Here is a 16,492-nt window from a genome sequence, read left to right as displayed (position 1 = left end):
TTCCGGACGCATCGGCAAAAGCGACCTATGGCCGAAATTGAGGGATTAATGCCCTACAGCCATCCGTGACGGGGCGGTAGTGCGCTCGTTGCCAACTGACACGTGTGACGGAATCAGCCATGAAGATCACCTCCTACGATGGCATGCTCGCCTCGCTCGCGCCCGAAGGCGTTCCGCCGTTCCACGTTGGTATCCTGATCGGACCCGGCTTCGTGCCGATGGACATCATCGGTGTGCAGACCGTGCTGGCGATGATGCCGGGATCGCAGATCCACTTTATCTGGAAGAACTATGACGTGGTCGAAGGCTTTCGATCGTGGCCGACCGTGCCTACGGCCACCTTCGAGACGTGCCCTCCGCTGGACGTCTTTGCGGTTGGTATGAACCCGCCCGAAGTCCAGAATGATCCAGACGTCATCGCTTTCACCCGGAAGGCGGCTGAAAGCGCGCGATATGTCATCGGCGTCTGCAATGGCGTCGCGCTACTGGGTGCGGCCGGGTTAATCGAGGGCCGGACGGTCGCAAGCAACTTTGCCGCCGAACGGCTTCTCGAGGACCTTGGCGCAGCCAAGGTGCTGGCGTCCGGCTCGGGGGCCGCGGTCGACGGCAATCTCTATACCGCTGGCCCCGGCATCGGTAGCTTCGAGGTGGCGCTGCTGGTTGCGGCAGACGCGTTTGGACGCGAAGCAGGCGAACTAGCGGAGTTCGCGATCGAGTATGACCCGCACCCTCCGTTCCGCACAGGCACCGTGGATGCTGCTTCATCGCAGATGCGAGACGCCGCCCGAGGGATGATCGGACCGATCATCGCTCAGTACCGCCGCTGAGGAGGCGACCCGTCCTGACGGGTCATACCATCGGCAAGTCCTGCTTCAGTCAAAGGATGATTTCATGTCCAAGTTCCTTCTTCCGATCGCAATTGGGTTCGTCGCGCTACTGCCACATGCCGGCAAGGCGCAGGACGCCAGCTTCTACGACTGTCAGAATGACAGGATTCCGATCGCGATCGCGTCGATGCCGTTGGACAAGGCGTTGGCCAAATTCACCAGTGTCACCCGTTGCCCGGTTTCGATCGACACGGATCGGGTAAGAGGCCGCTCGACGCGCAGCATGAAGACCGTGCTGATCAAGGGGCGGTTGACGCCTGAACAGGCACTGGTCCGCATGTTGCGGAATACGCCGCTCAGAGGCCGGATGATCCACGGCGGCTTTTCGGTGAGCAAGTAACCGTGGGTGGCGTCTCGTTCCGGAACGATGGGCCACTGATGGTGACCGCTTCGGGGCGAGAAGTTTCGCGCTATCCCCTTGTTTTGCGACTGCTGCACTGGAGCCGTGCGCTGCTGGTTATCGGGTTGCTCGGTGCAGGGTGGTGGATGACCCGGCTCGACGATACGGTTCCGTCAAAATACGGCACGTTCTATCCGACCCACAAGTCGTTCGGGCTGCTGGTCTTCGGCCTCATCGTCACCCAGATCGCGATCCGATTGCGAACTGCGCTGCCGCCACCCGCTGCCGCAATTGCCATCTGGGAACAGCGGATGTCGACCTCGGTCCATACCGCTATGTACGGACTGCTAGTGGCAGTGCCGTTGATGGGTTACGCTATGTCGAGCAGCTATAGTCAAAGTGACGGAGTCACTTTCTTCGGCATTCCGGTTGCGGAGGTGCTGCCCAAGGACGACGCTCGCTTCGCAGTTTTCCAGTGGCTGCACCGAGTTATGGCCTACATGCTTCTGACCTTGATTGGGCTGCATGTCGCTGGTGTCGTGAAGCACCGGTATTTCGACACACGGCCTGGAAGCGATGTCCTGCCGCGCATGTTCTAGGCTGCGCCGGAACCGAAATCATCGAACTCATCCGTGTCGGTAGATTAGCCGGCGTTATCGAAAAGGAACATTACATGTCCTACATCATCCATGGCGCGACTGGAGCGCAGGGCGCGCCCCTCTACAAGCAGCTTCTCGCATCCAATCGGGCTGCGCTTGCTGCGGTACGCAGCCCCGCCAGCGCGCAAGACATGCCCGCCATCATCATGGACAACGGTTCGATCAAGTCGCTGATCGCTGCTTACACCGGTGCGGACGGCGTGTTCGTGCATCTGCCGCAGACGGCAGAATCCGTGCGGCTGGAACAGGCGAACAACATTGTCGAGGCAATAGCCGTCGCCCGGCCGAAGCGCGTTGTGATCTCAACCAGCGGCGCGATCGTTGATCAGCCCGAAAGCATACTGCAGGCATCTGCTGATAGTGCTATCGCAACGCTGCTCCGCGGCGTCGCCGGCAGCGGCGTGTCTCATGCTGTCATCGCGCCGCGCCAGTATCTGGAAAACCTGCTGCTGCCGATGGTTATCGGGCCGGTGAAGTCGGAAGGCGTATTGCTCTACCCGATGCGCGAAGATTTCGCCGTGTCGTGGAGTTCACACCTCGATGTGGCAATCGCGGCGGAACGGCTGCTGACCGACCATTCCGTGACTGGCATAGTCGGCATCGGCCATATCCCAGGTCTGACAGGACCGGAACTGGCCTACGCGTTCTCAGAGCATCTTGCTCGCGAGATCCGGTTCGAGGCGCTGTCTCCCAAATCATTTGGCGCGCAGCTCGAACCACTGATCGGTCCTGCTGCTGTGAACATCGCAAGCTTCTACACCGCGCTCCTGCAGATGCCTGATAACGTGGTGACTGCCAACACCAGCGCGCAGGAGCAACTCGGCCTTTGCCCGCGCAGCGTGGGGCAGTGGCTCACCGACATGGGAATTTAGGAGAGCCAGATCGGGCAGTTAGAGGGCGTTAATTTAGATTCCCCCTCCAATCGCAATTCGGTCAGCAAGCAACACTGATGTTGGCACGACCTTGGCATAGGCGAAGGCAAGCGCTGCCATGAACCTCGCGTGGACCTGTGGGGCCAGGACGTCGACGCCATCGCTGAACCGCGCGTGCGTAGCGCAGGCGTCGCCGACCACCGTTCGAAATCGAATGAGGCACGCGCGGTTGCGTCGATGCACATGTGGCTCCCCATCCGATTACCGACGACGGTTCGCGAGCGGGGATCAGCCGACGACCTGAATGGTGCCTGGGATTACGTCGGTCCGGGATATTCCATGAACAGGGCGACATGACGCGCGGCCTTCGGACCGTAGGTCTTGGTGATGTCGGCCAGCGCGATGTCCAGCGCGCGAGTGGCTTCATGTGCTTCGAGCGGGGCAAGGGTGCGATCGACTTTCGTGGGGCTTCCTGCCACCAGATCGGGCAGGAGGACCAGCCCGTGTGCAAGTCGCAGGGGAGCTCTGCTTGCCGCGACGGCGTAGGCCATCGTGTTCCCCGTCCGGCTGTAGGACTCTGCGGTCAACGCAAGCGCGATCTCGTCGTCTCCCGTCTTTACCGGGATACCGAGCTTGACATCGGGCTTCGCATCGCGCGCCGGCATGTCCGCATTACCCGGATCGGACTGGAACGCGTCGCTGTCATGCTTCGAACTCCAGCCGTCGATGCCGACGTCGCGTGCGACCTGGGCAGCCTTGGCGGGACCGGCGATCGCCTCGACAAGCGCGATCGAGGTCGGCATCGAGGCACTGACGCCGGCACTGGAGACTACTTTGCCGTCGGCGACGTAGCGGATGTTCTTCTGCCATTTCACGTTCGGGAAACGCCGTACCCGCATCTCTTCGTTGCTGTAGTGCGAGGTCGCCCGGTGGCCGTCGAACAGGCCGGTGTTCGCGACCGCCATCGCACCGTAGCAGATGCTGATTACGGTGCAGCCTTTGCCCGCCTGCGCCTTGATCCACCGCAGCAGGCCCGCATCACTGTCGTTTTCGACGGCCGGAACGAAGATGTAATCAGCGCCCTCGGGATGGTTCTTGTCGAATTCGTCCACGGTCGTCTGCAGCTGGAAGGTGAGAGGCTGCATCTTCACCGGACCAGATGTCACCGACACTGATACGACGTCGGCCACATCCGAGCGTGCCATTACCCCGAATGGAATGCAGAAATCGCTGATGATCGTGCCCTCGTTCAAGCCGACGATGGCGACGAGAGGCTTCGAGCGACCGAACCTTGGTTTGTACGGCGCTATTCTCTCCGGATTTGGGTTCTTGGAGGCGTCGAAGAGCGATGATGTCTTGGCGGCCTGTCCGGCGATCGCGGCCCTGCCAGCGAGTGCGAGCCCACCTAGTGTCACGGCTGCGGAGATGAGCGCTGTCCGTCGATTGAAGTCTTGCATGGGGATTCCTGATTGCCGCCTATGCGACGATCTGTCTGCCGACGAAGCGGTGGCGTAAAGGACTTGGATCACTGGTTTTGCGCCATCGGGCACTTGGTTCTCAAAATTGGTGTCGCACAAGCCGAGCGATGCGTATGCGCTCGGTACCGGTACATCGGGTCAACGAGGCACCTACATGTTCAGAAGACTGAAATGACAGTCCGTTAGAGAGGATTGCCGTCACGGCATACGGCCCGCGACGGCCATCTCGCATACATAAGGATCAAGCGAATGCGCACCTCCATCGCCCGACTGGTAATTCCAACATTGGCTGTGATGGTGACCGGCATTGGCGCCAACGTCAGCGCTCAGGGTCTCCAGTATGACTGCCGGAATGAACCGGTCGCCATCGCCATCCCGGGTGATCGACTGGACCGGGCGCTCAACCAGCTGCGCCTCACGACCAGGTGCCCGATTTCCGGCACGAAGCTGGCCAAGGGCAAGCGCTCAAAGCCGGTCGTCGGCACCATGGTGCCTCAACGGGCGTTGCAGGCCATGCTGGACGGTACGGGATTGCAGATGCGATCGATCAAGGGCGGATTCGTAATTGTCCGCGTTCCTCGCAACTGAACGTCAATGCCGAAAGGAGCATTGATCCGGGCTCATTCCCAGCCCGGTCATGCTTTCGAGGATGCCGATCACAGGGTTGGGTGAACCGAAAGCCCCATCCATGCCGCCATCGCGATCATCATCAGGTTCTCGGTCAGCGACAGGAAGCCGAGCGGAACGTTGCTTGATCCGCCAACACACGCGCACTTGAGATCACGTCGGTCTATATATACGGCTTTGACCACGGACACCGCGCCGACCGTACCGATGACCAGCGCGATCGGCACCGACAGCCAGGTCAGCACGCCTGCGATCATCAGTACGCCCGCCAGTCCTTCGGCGAACGGATAGACGTACGAATACGGCACCCAGCGCTTCGCCAGCAGGTCGTAGTTGAGGAACATCGTCGCGAAGCCCTCGATGTTCTGGAGCTTCAACAAGGCCAGTACCGTCATGCTGAACCCGATGAACCACGCCGCAGCCTGCGGCGTGAACGGCGTGGCATATACCGCGTGGCTTACAGCCAAAGCCATCGACGCGGTGATGACGAACAATGCCGCTACGGGCCGGTAGGTGGTCGCCTTGGGATCGGCGACGGTCTTGCCGAGATGCCGGCGCAAATCGTCGTATCCGCCGATCCGTTCACCGCCGATGAAAGTCTGCGGCGTCGTCTTCACACCGTATTTCGCCTTGAACGCATCGGTATCGGCGCGCGTGCGCAACCAGCGATCCTCGACGGCATAGCCTTCTCGGCGCAGCAGGTCCTTCGCCTTCAACCCATAGGGGCACACGTGCTGGTCCATCACCATGCGGTAGAGAACGGCTCGGCGGGGATCGGCGATTGAAGTCATTGCAGCGGCCTTTGGCTGGTATCCATGCACTGCCACTTGTATAGGGTCCGTACTGTGGTACGGAGTCAAGGGGTGTCAGGATTTACGATTGCCGGGCTGGCGCGCGCGGGCGATGTGGGTGTCGAGACAGTTCGCTACTATCAACGGCGGGGCCTCCTCGGGACGCCGGCTCGACCGGATGGGTACGGCCAGTCGGGGAGTATCCGGCGCTATGACAACGACGATGTTCGTAGGCTTCGGTTCATCCGTTCCGCGTAGGCAGCCGGTTTCACGCTTGAGCAGATCGGCGAACTGCTCGCACTCGACGCGACCGAGGATCGGGCACGGGTCCGGGCGCTCGCGAAGGAGCGGCTCGTTGCGCTGGGCTCGCAAATCGAGGCGCTGGAAAAGGCACGGGAGTCGCTTCGACGGCTAGAACGCGAATGCGCCAGTGGTTCCGCGGGACCGTGCCCGATCCTGACCTCGTTCGATCACGCCGGAGGATGAACGCCGTGAAACCTTCCGCATGATCAAAAGGTAGCGCTGAGCTCGATCCGGATATCACTTCCCCTCCAGTGTCTTCAGATAGTTTTCGTGGTCCTGCGCCGTGCCTACGAAGCGCTTCATGCGAGCCAGGTTCTCGGAGGGCAGTTCGGCTTCCGCTTTGGCAAGCCGGTCGGCGATCCAGCCGGCGTTGAAGTCGGGCACGCCAGCGCGCTTCAGATTCTCCGCGCGTCGGATCGAATCGCCGCTGCAGAGCACCAGCATCCAGCCGTACGTCCCCCGCTCGAACAAGGCCCGACCGCCAAAGTCGCCTTGGGTCCAGTCCGCGATCGCGTGATCGCCGCTTATGACGACCGGACCAAGCTCGATCGGAAACCGCGCACTGCCGAAGTGCGCTTCGGTCGCTTGAGCGATGCGCCCTTTGTCGACGACCGTGTTCGGAATGCCGCAGCCGGCGAGCGCAAAAGCGCCCGCCATCCCGAGAAACCTAAGCATCGATCAGTCGCTTCAGTCTAGTTACCGCCTGAGCCTCCGGTTCCTTGGCGTCCATCGTGTCGACAAATTGCCCATCACGATCGAACAGCAGTATCCGTGCGGTGTGATCGATCGTGTAATCGCCGTTCGGCAGCGGCACACGTTCGACATAGATCTTGAACGACTTCTCCATCCGCTTCAGCTCGGCTGGGTCTCCGGTCAGACCGATCACCGGCGCATCGAACATCGAGAGGAAGCTGGCGATGTCCTCTTTCTTGTCGTGCTCGGGATCGACCGAGACGAACACGACGTTCATCTTGTCCGCTTCGGTCCCAAGCCGCTTGCGGAGAAGTTCCATGCGCGCCATCGTCGTTGGGCACACATCCGGGCAGCGCGTGAAGCCGAAGAAGATCGCGTAGGGCTTGCCCTTGAGGGTCTCGTTGGTGACTATCCGACCTTGGGTATCGACCAGTTTGAAAGGACCGCCCGGTCCGGCCCGCTGCGATGTCGTGGCGCCGTTGCCTGACGCTTCGGGTTGGCGCGAGCACCCTGTGACGGTCACAATCAGCCCGAGCGTGAGTACGGTAGCTAGAGCGGTACCGCGTAACAGACCGCGCGTGCGTGAATCCGACATTACTTGCGCCCCCCATTCTGACCGGCTGGCGCTGCATCGCCAGCGCCACCGATGGCGAACTGCACGGTCACCGTCCCCGCGCGCGCGAAACGCAGCGTCGCCGGAACCCGTTCGCCTGCCTTGAGGGGAGACTTCAGGCCGATCAGCATGATGTGATTGCCGCTCGGCGCGAGCGTCGCAGTGCCGCCTGCCGGCACTGCGAGACCATCGACGAGCTGGCGCATCCGCATGACCCCGCCGTCCATCGACATGGTGTGGATCTCGACGCGTTCCGCGCGCGGCGACGTGGCGGAAATAAGCCGGTCTCCTCGTGCTCCGGCGTTGCGGATCGTCAGGAAGCCCGCCCCTACCGTGGCACGCGGCGACGTAGCCCGCGACCAGGGCTGCGAGATGGTGAGCGAGCCCTTGCGGACATCCTGCGCAAGGGCAGGGGTGGCAAGCGTGGCGACGAGCGCCAGCGCGATGCGATAGGTCATTCTACTTCCTTTGATAGGGTTCAGCGCGTGCGCGCAGCAGCGAAGCGGTCCGAAACGGTCTTCCAATTCACAACCTGCCACCAGCCATCGAGATAGTCGGCGCGGCGGTTCTGGTATTTGAGGTAGTAGGCGTGTTCCCACACGTCGTTGCCCAGCACCGGGGTGCCCTTCACATCGGCGACATCCATCAGCGGATTATCCTGGTTGGGGGTGGATGTGATGGCGAGCGTGCCATCCGCCTTCACCACCAGCCACACCCAGCCCGAGCCGAACCGCTTCGTACCGGCTTCCCTGAAGGCGACCTTGAATGCCGCGAGCGAACCGAACTGTCGATCGATTGCGGCCCCGAGCGGGGCGGAAGGCTGCCCGGACTGTGCGGCCGGCGCCATCGTCTTCCAGAAAAAGCTGTGGTTCCAATGACCGCCGGCGTTGTTCCGGACGACCGGCGGGAGCGTGCTGGCCTTCGCCAGCAACGCCTCCAGCGATCGGCCCGCGAGCGACGGATCGGCCACCACGGCCTTGTTCAGCGCATCGACATAGGCCTGATGATGCTTGTCGTGGTGAATCGTCATGGTCGTCGCGTCGATCGCGGGATCAAGCGCCTCGGTGGCATAGGGTAACGCGGGAAGCGTGAACGGTGCCGGCGCGCCTTGAGCGAACGACGGCACCGGCGCGCACAGGGCGATCACCCCGAAAAACAGGCAGCGAAACATTGATGATTTCCTTATCGCGAAAGGCTCCATCGATCGTGCGCGAAAGCTTGGTCGCCGACATGGTGTCGGCGCCTCCCGGTCAGTCGATCGACGTGACGAGCCTGTACGCACACCCGATCACGCGACGGGTGCACGGTGACAGTGCCGCTGCATCCGGTCATGCCGGTGGGCGGACGATCGTCAGTTCAGCGAGAGCGGTGGTCCACGTAGCGGTGGGCGTAGATACGGATGAGGTTGCAGCGTTGCCTTGGGCGCTGTCCGCAAGGCCGACGCGGCGACGATGGCGAGCGCGGCCAACAGGATGACGGGATCGACGGCGCCGAGGATCTGTGCCGAAAGACCCGCATAGGCGCAGGGCATTTCGGTCTTGCCGTGATCGGTCGACGGCGCGTGGTCGGGCATCGCTGCCTTCATCGTGGCCATGTCGTCGCCCATTCCGGGCATCGCCGTCGCTTCGGTCGTCATGCCCGAGCAAGTAACGATGGTGATCGCACCGCCGTCGTTCGCGATCATGTACCCGGTCGGAACGAGCAGCTTCAACAGCAGCACCGCGACACATAGCAGCACGGCAAGATGACGTTGCGCAAGGAGGCGGCGGATCGCAGGCACGACGCAGAGCTATCGTGATCAGGGGGCCTTGTCACTTGGGCATTCTGCCCAAGTGACAAGGGGGTTGCGGTGGCTAGTCATGCGATAAACAGGCGCTGGGTTCGGCCTCGGCCGGGAAAGTTGCGATGATACCATCCGGCGTACGAGTATCCACGAACCACTGGAGAGCCACACATGGTCGACTGCGATCGCCGAACGGCAACGATGATGACTCTGTTTGGAACGCTTCTGGCAAGCGGAACGGCGCCCTTGGAGGCATCATACACCAGCGCCGAACCGAACGGCTACATGGACAAGGTTCCTGCCGCCTGGAAGGGCAATGAGCAGATCGGCATCGTCCTGTACGATCACGTCACGGCGCTCGACGTTATTGGGCCGCATTATTTCCTGGGCCGGCTGGCCGGTGCGACGATCCACTTCGTTGCCGACAGTATTCGCCCGATACCGTCCGAGAACGGCCTCGTCCTGACGCCAACCGCCACGTTCGAGACCTGCCCCAAGGATCTCGACGTGTTGCTGATTGGTGGCGGTACCGCCGGCACGCTGGCGGCGATGCGCGATCCGGCGATGCTCGCCTTCCTGCGCGATCGTGGAGCGCGCGCCAAGTGGGTGACGAGTGTCTGCACGGGATCGCTCGTGCTCGGTCGCGCCGGACTCCTTAACGGGTATCGCGCGACGTCGCACTGGATTGGCCGACCGCTGCTGAAGGAATTCGGCGCGGTCGAAGTCGATGAGCGCGTCGTCTTCGACCGCAACAGGGCGACCGGGGCAGGGGTCTCCGCTGGCCTCGACCTAGCGCTTGCCCTGATCCAGCGGCTTCGTCCCACCGAGTTTGCACAGATGGTCCAGCTGTTTGCCGAATATGCACCGGCGCCTTCGCTCGATAGCGGTACGCCGGACCACGCGCCCCCTGCGGTACTCGCTCGGGCGCAGGACATGCTTACGGGCTTCGTGGCAGGTGTGCGTGAAGTCGCCGCCACGGCGAATGATCGACGCCCGGGCTGATAAGATCACCGATTAGAGCGTGCGCCGACGGACGCCGGCACGTGGCGCGTACCGATGCATGCAGCCCCCCTTCCGGCCTGGAAACTCGCCTTTCCCGGCCGGAGTAGAAGAGACTAAAGTAGCACCGAACGAATGGCGAAGGCGACCGCCGCAAGTGCCAGCACGCTCCCGGTCCAGATCGCTGCCAGCCAGCACAGCCGCCGGACGAACGGAGATTTGGGCGTGGCCATCAGTGATACCCTTCGCCGACCTTACCCCTGAAAACCCAATAGGCCCAACCGGTATAGCCGATGATGATCGGGATAATGACGACGGTCCCGACCAGCATGAACAACTGGCTCTGCGCCGGTGCCGCAGCTGCCCAGATCGTGATGGCGCGCGGTACAACATAGGGGAAGATGCTGATGCCCAGCCCGACATAGCCCAACAGGAACAGTGCAAGCGCCGCGAGGAAGGGTAGCTTGTGCCTACCGCGGGCGATCGACCAAAACAGGACTCTTGTGATGACGATGACCAGCAACGGTACCTGCGCGGTCAGCAGGACCCCTGGCATCGCGAACCAGCGTCGCCAATAATCGTAGCTGAGGAATGGCGTCGCCACACTGACCGCGGCCATTGCAACGACCGTAGCGATGCTCAGCATCCTGGCCATCCGTCGCGCGTGCGCCTGTGCGGGGCCGTCCGTCTTACCGATCAACCAGGTCGCGCCAAGCAACGCGTAGCCGACCGCTACAGAGATACCGGTCAGGACGGTGAACGGAGTGAGCCAGTCCAGCCATCCCCCGGCGAAGGCACGGCCCACGACCCGGATGCCCTGCAGGATTGCGCCTAGCATCATGCCCTGGGCGATCGCTGCGACCAGAGAACCCAGCATGAAGGCCCTGTCCCACCAACGTCTGTGCACCGGATCGCGCCAGCGGAACTCGAACGCCACCCCGCGAAACACCAGGCCCAGCAGCATGGCGATCACCAGCGGATAGGTGGCGGGAAGGATAATCGCGTAGGCAAGAGGGAAGGCCGCGAACAGCCCGCCCCCGCCTAGCACCAGCCACGTCTCGTTTCCGTCCCACACCGGCGCGATCGAATTCATCGCGGCGTCACGCTCCGCCCCGACCTCGAAGCCGGGGAACAGGATGCCGATGCCAAGATCGAACCCGTCCATGACGACATAGGCGAATATGCCGAATGCGATAATGACGGCCCAGACGACCGTAAGGTCCAGACTGTATGTCAGGCCGGTCATGCGTCCTTCTCCTTGTTGGTCGGCTCGAAGGTCGCTGCCGGCGTGATGCCGGCTGCATGGCGCGGCGTGCGGCGCGGCTCAGCCTCATGCGCTTCGGGTGGTTTGGCGATCAGGCGAAGGACGTAGAGGACGCCCAATCCGAAGACCGCGAAGTAGACGACGACGAAAGCGGCAAGTGACGTCGCCACTGCGGGGGCAGCAATCGGCGAGCGCGCGTCCGCCGTCAGCATATGACCATAAATGACCCATGGCTGCCGGCCGACCTCGGTCGTGATCCAGCCGGCGAGCACTGCCACGAAGCCCGCCGGTCCCATTGCCACCGCCGCGCGGTGTAGCCAGGGTGTGTCGTACAACCGGCCTCGCCACCGTGCCCACAGTCCACACACGCCGAGCATGAGCATTGCCAGCCCAAGCCCGACCATGATCCGGAACGACCAGAACAGGATCGTTGCCGGGGGACGTCGATTGCGCGCGAAATCCTTCAGTCCCGGCAGCGGGGCGTTCAGGTCATGGCGCAGGATCAGCGAACTGAGCCTGGGTATCTCCACGGCATAGCGGACCTGCTCGTCGCGGTCGCTGGGTAGGCCGAACAGGATGAGCGGCGCTCCGTCAGGATGCGCGTCGTAATGCCCTTCCATCGCCAGCACCTTGGCCGGCTGATGCTCGAGCGTGTTCAGCCCGTGCTCGTCGCCAGCCAGGATCTGGAGCGGTGCCATGACCGCGATCATGCCCAGGCCCATCGCCAGCATCTTGCGCGCGCCGAGGTTCGCCCGATCGCGCAGCAGGTGCCATCCACCAACCGCGGCGACGACCAGCGCCGTCGTCAGGAATGCGGCAATGACCGTGTGGGTCAGCCGGTAAGGGAAACTGGGGTTGAAGATGATCGGCAGCCACGATCCTGCAGGGACGAACTGCCCTTGCGCATTGATCGCGAAGCCGGTCGGAGTGTGCATCCAGCTGTTGACGCTCAGGATCCAGGTCGCCGAGATTAGAGTGCCAAGCGCCACCATGCAGGTAGCGAAGAAGTGCAGTCCGCGCCCGACCTTCGTGATGCCGAACAGCATGACGCCGAGGAAGCCCGCTTCCAGGAAGAAGGCTGTGAGCACCTCGTAGGCCATCAACGGACCGATCACGGGGCCGGCCCGGTCGGAGAACACCGACCAGTTGGTGCCGAACTGGTAGGACATGACGATGCCGGAGACGACGCCCATGCCGAACACGATCGCGAAGATCTTCAGCCAGTAGCGGTAGAGGTTGGCGTACACGCCGCGCCCGGTCCTGAGCCAAAGGCCCTCGAGCGTCATCAGGAAGCTGGCGAGCCCGATCGAGAACGCGGGAAACAGGAAGTGGAAGGATACCGTGAAGGCGAACTGTATCCGTGCGAGAAGAAGCGCATAATCTGTCATGGGAGGCCTGTTCGTCGTGCCGGACCTGGCCGGGCACGGAGCGATGCCGAACGACTGGCGCTCGGCACCAAGTTCATCCTGCCGTGCTCGTGGCCGGCTGCGGATCGGTTGCGCCTGCACGCTCTTCGGTCGCGCGTTCCAGCATGAGGAGCATCGCGGTGACCGCGACCAGCAGAACCACGAAGATGTCGAGTTTTCGGCGGAAACGCCGTTCACCGGGAGTCAGCATTCCGCTGCCCTTCCGATCAGTGAGACGGGGCCTTGGCGCCGGGCACACGACGCCCTCGCCCGGACGGACGATGAGTTAGACATTGATGATCCTGTTCCGCCCGCGATCGACGCGGGCATCTCTGACGAAGCGGGCGCCGCGCGTCGGCTCAGCTGGACGAGACCACCGAGTGGACGTTCAGACGCATGAACGACTGGTCAGAGGGGGAAGGGGGGGCCTCGCGCCCACGGTCGAAGCCCGTACCGCGACGTCTCGACCGGTGCCGGTCCAGGGCGTAGGCCGCTGCCCATCGTGAAGGCCAGAGCGACGATCAGCAGGTCGAGCGGTACTGCAGCAAGCGCCGCCATCGTCAGGCCGGCATAGGCGCACGGTGTGTCATGCTTTGCGGGGGCGTCGTGGCTCGCATCGTCCGGCTGCTGCGCCAGTCCGGGTACCTCCAGGACCATCGGCTCGGTCATCGTGCCCGAGCAAATCGATACGATCATCTTGCCGTGCGACATCGTCGGCATGTATCCGCTCGGTACGACGAGCCGTAATGCAAGCGATACCGCAAGGATCAAGACTATCGCCAGCGAATGGTTTTGAACAAGATGGCGAATGGCCGGCATGAGAACGCGCTAAGTCACGCCGTCGCCCTGGTCGATGTGACATTATGTCTCATGTGCGCTGCAGGGCTGGTGCTTAAGTCCATTTCGATATCCCCATGATATTGGGAACCCGCGATTATTTTTGCTTCTTTGCCAACGAATGTTCCCGGGCGGAATTGCGCATGGAACGGCGGCAGGTTCGGATCGCACGAACGTCACGGGGAGGTCATCCTGTCCAAGTGACAGTTGCTCATGACTGGGCTACCTCGCATCGGGTGTTCGCACTTCGCCGCCATGTTCTGGCTCATCGCCATCTTGCTGCGCTGATTTGCGTTGCGGCGCTGGCGCTGAAGCTGCTGATCCCATCGGGCTATATGATCTCCGCCGAGCACGGTCGGATCGCGATCACGATCTGCTCGGGGGTCGCACCGCAGACCATTAACCCTAGCACGAGCAGGGACATGGACATGACCATGCCGGGGATGCACGGCGACATGGCCGATCAAGGCAAGTCCGACGAGCATGGCAAGACGGAGATGCCGTGCGCGTTCTCCAGCCTTTCGGCGCACGCGCTCGCGGCGGTCGATCCCGTCCTGCTGATCGCGGCCATCGCCTTCGTCATGGCGGTTGGCTCGCGAGCGGTCGGATCGCCGCGCCTTGCACTTACGCCGCATCTCCGGCCGCCCTCGCAAGGCCCGCCCGTCTTCCGTTGACCTGTTGAATCGCACCTGCCTCCCATCGGGGGCGGGTCGCTGTCGTTCATGGTGCGCTGCCAAAGGCTCGCGCGCCAGTCAAAGGCATTTTCGATGTTTCGACCGAAGTCTCTTCTTGGGACGACGATGGCTGTCGCCGTCGCCGCGCCCTGTACGTCTTTCTCTATTCCGACCGTGCACGCTCAGAACGTCGAAGATCGGACTGCGCCGATTGACCCCATACCGACCAATGCCGGGCCAAGCTGGGCTGGCGATACGATCGTCGTCACGGGTATCCGCGACGGATATGCCGTTCCCGAGACGGCGTCCGCGACGCGCACCACCACGCCTTTGATCCATGTGCCGCAGTCGGTGCAGGTGCTGACCGGCGCGCTGCTGCGCGAACAGGATCGTCGCCAGCTCGGCGAGGCTTTGGCGAATGTTTCGGGTGTCGTCGGCAACCGCCCCGAGGAGGGCTTGACCGTAGGGCCGATCGTGCGCGGCTTCATGGCGGAGATCTATCAGGATGGCCTGCCGATGTTCGGCGCGTTTTCGGCGGCCAACGATCCCGCAAGCCTGGTCGGCATCCGCAGGATCGACGTGCTGAAAGGCCCGAGCGCCACGCTCTACGGCGGCGGCGTCGGCTCGCCGCTTGGCGGCCTCATCAATATCGAAAGCGAGCGCCCAGGAACCAAGCTTCAGGGCTATGCCGCGATCCGGGCCGGAAGCTTCGCGACTTTCAATCCTTACGGCGAACTCGACGTGCCGATCACAACGGGCATTTCCGCGCGTATCGCCGGCGAATATCAGAGCAACGACCACTGGGTCGACCGGATCGAGGGCGAGCGGATCTTCGTCCAGCCGAGCATCGCTTTCCAGCTCGGCACCCGGACCGACCTGATGGTGCAGGGGCAATATGGTCGCCGTGAGCAACTGGAATATTCGGGGCTTCCCGCCACGCAGACCTTGGCAGGCGAAGTGGATCGCAATGCCTTTCCCGGCGCGCCGAACGGTCAGCCGCGGTCCAGTACCACGAACCAGATGGTCACCGGCACCTTGCGGCACGACTTCGGCGACGACGTGCGGTTGACCGTCACAGGCCGCTATTACGAAAGCCGCGTGCCGCAGTTCGGGACCTTCATCTATCCGGACATGTACCCGGCCGACCCCGCCACCCCGACGACCTATCCACTGCTCGCGCTCAACATGCTCAGCCATTTCGAGGAGGCGACGTTCGATGCGAACCTGGTCGCCAAGACGGAGATGGTGGGCGGGACGCACACGTTCCTCGTCGGGGCGAGCTACGACCATACCGATTTCTATTCGGACATGGCCTTCACGGGCATGACGCGCGGATCGATCGACCTCGCCGATCCGACCTACGACGTGTCGTTCGGCGAAATCCTGCCTCCCAGTCTCCTGCAGACGGACCGATACGAGACGCGGGCCATCTACGCGCAGGATCAGGCCGATTATGGCTGGCTGCACCTCACCGGATCGCTTCGCTACACGCGGTTCAAGTTCCGCGAGGACCAGCAGGCGACAGACGAAACGTATCATCGGCTGTCGCCGCGGATCGGTGCGACGGTCGACGTCGTGCCGGGGGTAGCGCTCTATGCCGGTTATGCCACAGCCTTTCGTGGCGCGTTCGGCCTCATGAGCCGCTTTACGCCGCGGCCGGAAACGTCGCGCAACGTCGAAGGTGGCATCAAGCTTGCGGCGACCGGCATCGGCCTGTCGGGCACGCTGGCGGTGTACGAACAGACGCGCAACAACGTCGCGACGCCCGATCCCGATCCGGCCTTTCCGTTTTTCGCGGTGCAGACCGGGCAACAGCGATCGCGCGGGATCGAGGCCGACCTGATCTGGGAACCGCGCCCGGCGTTCTCGATGATCGCGAACTACGCCTATACCGATGCTGCGGTCACCCGTGACACCAACACATCGCTGATCGACGACCGGTTGCCGCGCGTGCCGCGGCACAGCGGGCGTATCGCCGCACGGTATCGCGTCCTGGGCGGTGCGGCGAAGGGCCTGTCGCTGGGTGCGGGCGTCACCGCCTTCACCGCGCGCGAGATCACGCTGCCCAACAGCGTGTCCGTGCCGGGCTATGCGGCGATCGACGCGCAGGCATCCTATGACATCGGGCGGTTCACTGTGCAGGTGTCAGCCGTCAACCTGGGCGGCGCGCGCAGCTTCGACACCTATCAGTATTTCGCCTTCCCGGTCGTGATGCCGACGCAGCCGCGCTCGGCGTTCGTCACGCTCAAGACGCGTCTCTGAAAGG

General features: G+C 63.0%; 20 protein-coding genes and 1 pseudogene. 9 read left to right on the top strand and 12 right to left on the bottom strand.

Annotation, left to right across the window (positions count from 1 at the left end; translation table 11 throughout):
- Positions 1-119: 119 nt before the first annotated feature.
- The 4 genes from IFT71_RS19710 (at position 120) to IFT71_RS19695 (ending at position 2,758) form a co-directional block, all read left to right on the top strand.
- Positions 120-827 carry a DJ-1/PfpI family protein gene (locus IFT71_RS19710; RefSeq protein WP_192071795.1) on the top strand — a complete coding sequence of 236 codons (708 nt, stop codon included), beginning with the start codon at positions 120-122 and terminating at the stop codon, positions 825-827.
- 64 nt (positions 828-891) lie between these two features.
- Positions 892-1,227: an STN domain-containing protein gene (locus IFT71_RS19705; RefSeq protein WP_192071794.1), complete on the top strand. Its 336-nt coding sequence runs from the start codon at positions 892-894 to the stop codon at positions 1,225-1,227.
- Between the two features lie 38 nt (positions 1,228-1,265).
- Entirely contained in the window at positions 1,266-1,826 is a 561-nt protein-coding gene (locus IFT71_RS19700; protein WP_192143098.1) for a cytochrome b, read from the top strand.
- 74 nt (positions 1,827-1,900) lie between these two features.
- Complete coding sequence (locus IFT71_RS19695) at positions 1,901-2,758, top strand: SDR family oxidoreductase (protein WP_192143096.1); 858 nt, start codon at positions 1,901-1,903, stop codon at positions 2,756-2,758.
- 317 nt (positions 2,759-3,075) lie between these two features.
- Here the strand turns inward: IFT71_RS19695 and IFT71_RS19690 are convergent, their stop codons facing one another.
- Positions 3,076-4,215, bottom strand: coding sequence for a DJ-1/PfpI family protein (locus IFT71_RS19690; RefSeq protein WP_192003467.1), 1,140 nt, complete (start codon positions 4,213-4,215; stop codon positions 3,076-3,078).
- Between the two features lie 270 nt (positions 4,216-4,485).
- On the opposite strand from IFT71_RS19690, the gene IFT71_RS19685 reads away from it, so the two are divergent.
- On the top strand, positions 4,486-4,824 hold the full coding sequence (locus IFT71_RS19685) for an STN domain-containing protein (protein WP_192143094.1): 339 nt from the start codon (positions 4,486-4,488) through the stop codon (positions 4,822-4,824).
- A gap of 68 nt (positions 4,825-4,892) precedes the next feature.
- Here the strand turns inward: IFT71_RS19685 and IFT71_RS19680 are convergent, their stop codons facing one another.
- Positions 4,893-5,654, bottom strand: coding sequence for a MauE/DoxX family redox-associated membrane protein (locus IFT71_RS19680; RefSeq protein ID WP_192071790.1), 762 nt, complete (start codon positions 5,652-5,654; stop codon positions 4,893-4,895).
- Between the two features lie 24 nt (positions 5,655-5,678).
- Between IFT71_RS19680 and IFT71_RS19675 the strand changes: the two are divergent.
- Positions 5,679-6,140: pseudogene (locus tag IFT71_RS19675) on the top strand (MerR family transcriptional regulator).
- A gap of 54 nt (positions 6,141-6,194) precedes the next feature.
- Here IFT71_RS19675 and IFT71_RS19670 read toward each other — a convergent pair.
- The 5 genes from IFT71_RS19670 to IFT71_RS19650 form a co-directional block, all read right to left on the bottom strand.
- A complete protein-coding gene (locus IFT71_RS19670; protein WP_192071789.1) occupies positions 6,195-6,614 on the bottom strand; it encodes a copper uptake system-associated protein in 420 nt (139 codons plus the stop codon).
- A 10-nt stretch (positions 6,615-6,624) separates the two neighbouring features.
- Positions 6,625-7,245 (bottom strand): SCO family protein, encoded by a 621-nt coding sequence (locus tag IFT71_RS19665; RefSeq protein WP_192143092.1) that lies wholly within the window; start codon positions 7,243-7,245, stop codon positions 6,625-6,627.
- Positions 7,245-7,721: a copper chaperone PCu(A)C gene (locus IFT71_RS19660; RefSeq protein ID WP_192003471.1), complete on the bottom strand. Its 477-nt coding sequence runs from the start codon at positions 7,719-7,721 to the stop codon at positions 7,245-7,247. Before IFT71_RS19660 ends, IFT71_RS19665 begins: the two co-directional genes overlap by 1 nt.
- A gap of 20 nt (positions 7,722-7,741) precedes the next feature.
- A complete protein-coding gene (locus tag IFT71_RS19655) occupies positions 7,742-8,464 on the bottom strand; it encodes a superoxide dismutase (protein ID WP_244649278.1) in 723 nt (240 codons plus the stop codon).
- 150 nt (positions 8,465-8,614) lie between these two features.
- The gene (locus IFT71_RS19650) at positions 8,615-9,043 is read right to left on the bottom strand and encodes a DUF2946 family protein (protein ID WP_244185384.1); all 429 of its coding nucleotides are present in this window, start codon (positions 9,041-9,043) and stop codon (positions 8,615-8,617) included.
- A 207-nt stretch (positions 9,044-9,250) separates the two neighbouring features.
- On the opposite strand from IFT71_RS19650, the gene IFT71_RS19645 reads away from it, so the two are divergent.
- Positions 9,251-10,048 (top strand): DJ-1/PfpI family protein, encoded by a 798-nt coding sequence (locus tag IFT71_RS19645; protein ID WP_192143090.1) that lies wholly within the window; start codon positions 9,251-9,253, stop codon positions 10,046-10,048.
- A gap of 113 nt (positions 10,049-10,161) precedes the next feature.
- Here IFT71_RS19645 and IFT71_RS19640 read toward each other — a convergent pair whose 3' ends face one another.
- The 5 genes from IFT71_RS19640 to IFT71_RS19620 form a co-directional block, all read right to left on the bottom strand.
- Positions 10,162-10,278: a DUF2474 family protein gene (locus tag IFT71_RS19640; RefSeq protein WP_107959533.1), complete on the bottom strand. Its 117-nt coding sequence runs from the start codon at positions 10,276-10,278 to the stop codon at positions 10,162-10,164.
- Positions 10,278-11,291, bottom strand: a complete 1,014-nt coding sequence (gene cydB, locus IFT71_RS19635) for a cytochrome d ubiquinol oxidase subunit II (RefSeq protein WP_192143088.1) — start codon at positions 11,289-11,291, stop codon at positions 10,278-10,280. Before cydB ends, IFT71_RS19640 begins: the two co-directional genes overlap by 1 nt.
- Positions 11,288-12,697: a cytochrome ubiquinol oxidase subunit I gene (locus IFT71_RS19630; RefSeq protein ID WP_192143087.1), complete on the bottom strand. Its 1,410-nt coding sequence runs from the start codon at positions 12,695-12,697 to the stop codon at positions 11,288-11,290. Before IFT71_RS19630 ends, cydB begins: the two co-directional genes overlap by 4 nt.
- Before the next feature lie 73 nt (positions 12,698-12,770).
- Complete coding sequence (locus IFT71_RS19625) at positions 12,771-12,926, bottom strand: hypothetical protein (protein WP_167398894.1); 156 nt, start codon at positions 12,924-12,926, stop codon at positions 12,771-12,773.
- Between the two features lie 197 nt (positions 12,927-13,123).
- Positions 13,124-13,435, bottom strand: a complete 312-nt coding sequence (locus IFT71_RS19620; RefSeq protein ID WP_192003475.1) for a hypothetical protein — start codon at positions 13,433-13,435, stop codon at positions 13,124-13,126.
- A 194-nt stretch (positions 13,436-13,629) separates the two neighbouring features.
- Here IFT71_RS19620 and IFT71_RS19615 point away from each other — a divergent pair, with 194 nt between their 5' ends.
- Positions 13,630-14,226 carry a hypothetical protein gene (locus IFT71_RS19615; protein WP_244649276.1) on the top strand — a complete coding sequence of 199 codons (597 nt, stop codon included), beginning with the start codon at positions 13,630-13,632 and terminating at the stop codon, positions 14,224-14,226.
- A gap of 126 nt (positions 14,227-14,352) precedes the next feature.
- Positions 14,353-16,488: a TonB-dependent siderophore receptor gene (locus IFT71_RS19610; RefSeq protein ID WP_192003476.1), complete on the top strand. Its 2,136-nt coding sequence runs from the start codon at positions 14,353-14,355 to the stop codon at positions 16,486-16,488.
- The last annotated feature ends 4 nt before the right edge of the window (positions 16,489-16,492 follow it).

Origin of the sequence: Sphingomonas sp. CFBP 13733 (genome assembly GCF_014841795.1) — a bacterium.
Taxonomy (GTDB): Bacteria; Pseudomonadota; Alphaproteobacteria; order Sphingomonadales; family Sphingomonadaceae; genus Sphingomonas; species Sphingomonas aerolata.
This window is presented reverse-complemented; position numbering and strand designations above follow the sequence as displayed.

Coding starts and splice junctions, on each gene's coding strand:
- IFT71_RS19710 (WP_192071795.1), top strand. CDS start 120: ATGAAGATCACCTCCTACGATGGCATGCTCGCCTCGCTCGCGCCCGAA.
- IFT71_RS19705 (WP_192071794.1), top strand. CDS start 892: ATGTCCAAGTTCCTTCTTCCGATCGCAATTGGGTTCGTCGCGCTACTG.
- IFT71_RS19700 (WP_192143098.1), top strand. CDS start 1,266: ATGGTGACCGCTTCGGGGCGAGAAGTTTCGCGCTATCCCCTTGTTTTG.
- IFT71_RS19695 (WP_192143096.1), top strand. CDS start 1,901: ATGTCCTACATCATCCATGGCGCGACTGGAGCGCAGGGCGCGCCCCTC.
- IFT71_RS19690 (WP_192003467.1), bottom strand. CDS start 4,215: ATGCAAGACTTCAATCGACGGACAGCGCTCATCTCCGCAGCCGTGACA.
- IFT71_RS19685 (WP_192143094.1), top strand. CDS start 4,486: ATGCGCACCTCCATCGCCCGACTGGTAATTCCAACATTGGCTGTGATG.
- IFT71_RS19680 (WP_192071790.1), bottom strand. CDS start 5,654: ATGACTTCAATCGCCGATCCCCGCCGAGCCGTTCTCTACCGCATGGTG.
- IFT71_RS19670 (WP_192071789.1), bottom strand. CDS start 6,614: ATGGCGGGCGCTTTTGCGCTCGCCGGCTGCGGCATTCCGAACACGGTC.
- IFT71_RS19665 (WP_192143092.1), bottom strand. CDS start 7,245: ATGTCGGATTCACGCACGCGCGGTCTGTTACGCGGTACCGCTCTAGCT.
- IFT71_RS19660 (WP_192003471.1), bottom strand. CDS start 7,721: ATGACCTATCGCATCGCGCTGGCGCTCGTCGCCACGCTTGCCACCCCT.
- IFT71_RS19655 (WP_244649278.1), bottom strand. CDS start 8,464: ATGGAGCCTTTCGCGATAAGGAAATCATCAATGTTTCGCTGCCTGTTT.
- IFT71_RS19645 (WP_192143090.1), top strand. CDS start 9,251: ATGACTCTGTTTGGAACGCTTCTGGCAAGCGGAACGGCGCCCTTGGAG.
- IFT71_RS19640 (WP_107959533.1), bottom strand. CDS start 10,278: ATGGCCACGCCCAAATCTCCGTTCGTCCGGCGGCTGTGCTGGCTGGCA.
- cydB (WP_192143088.1), bottom strand. CDS start 11,291: ATGACCGGCCTGACATACAGTCTGGACCTTACGGTCGTCTGGGCCGTC.
- IFT71_RS19630 (WP_192143087.1), bottom strand. CDS start 12,697: ATGACAGATTATGCGCTTCTTCTCGCACGGATACAGTTCGCCTTCACG.
- IFT71_RS19625 (WP_167398894.1), bottom strand. CDS start 12,926: ATGCTGACTCCCGGTGAACGGCGTTTCCGCCGAAAACTCGACATCTTC.
- IFT71_RS19620 (WP_192003475.1), bottom strand. CDS start 13,435: ATGCCGACGATGTCGCACGGCAAGATGATCGTATCGATTTGCTCGGGC.
- IFT71_RS19615 (WP_244649276.1), top strand. CDS start 13,630: ATGATATTGGGAACCCGCGATTATTTTTGCTTCTTTGCCAACGAATGT.
- IFT71_RS19610 (WP_192003476.1), top strand. CDS start 14,353: ATGGCTGTCGCCGTCGCCGCGCCCTGTACGTCTTTCTCTATTCCGACC.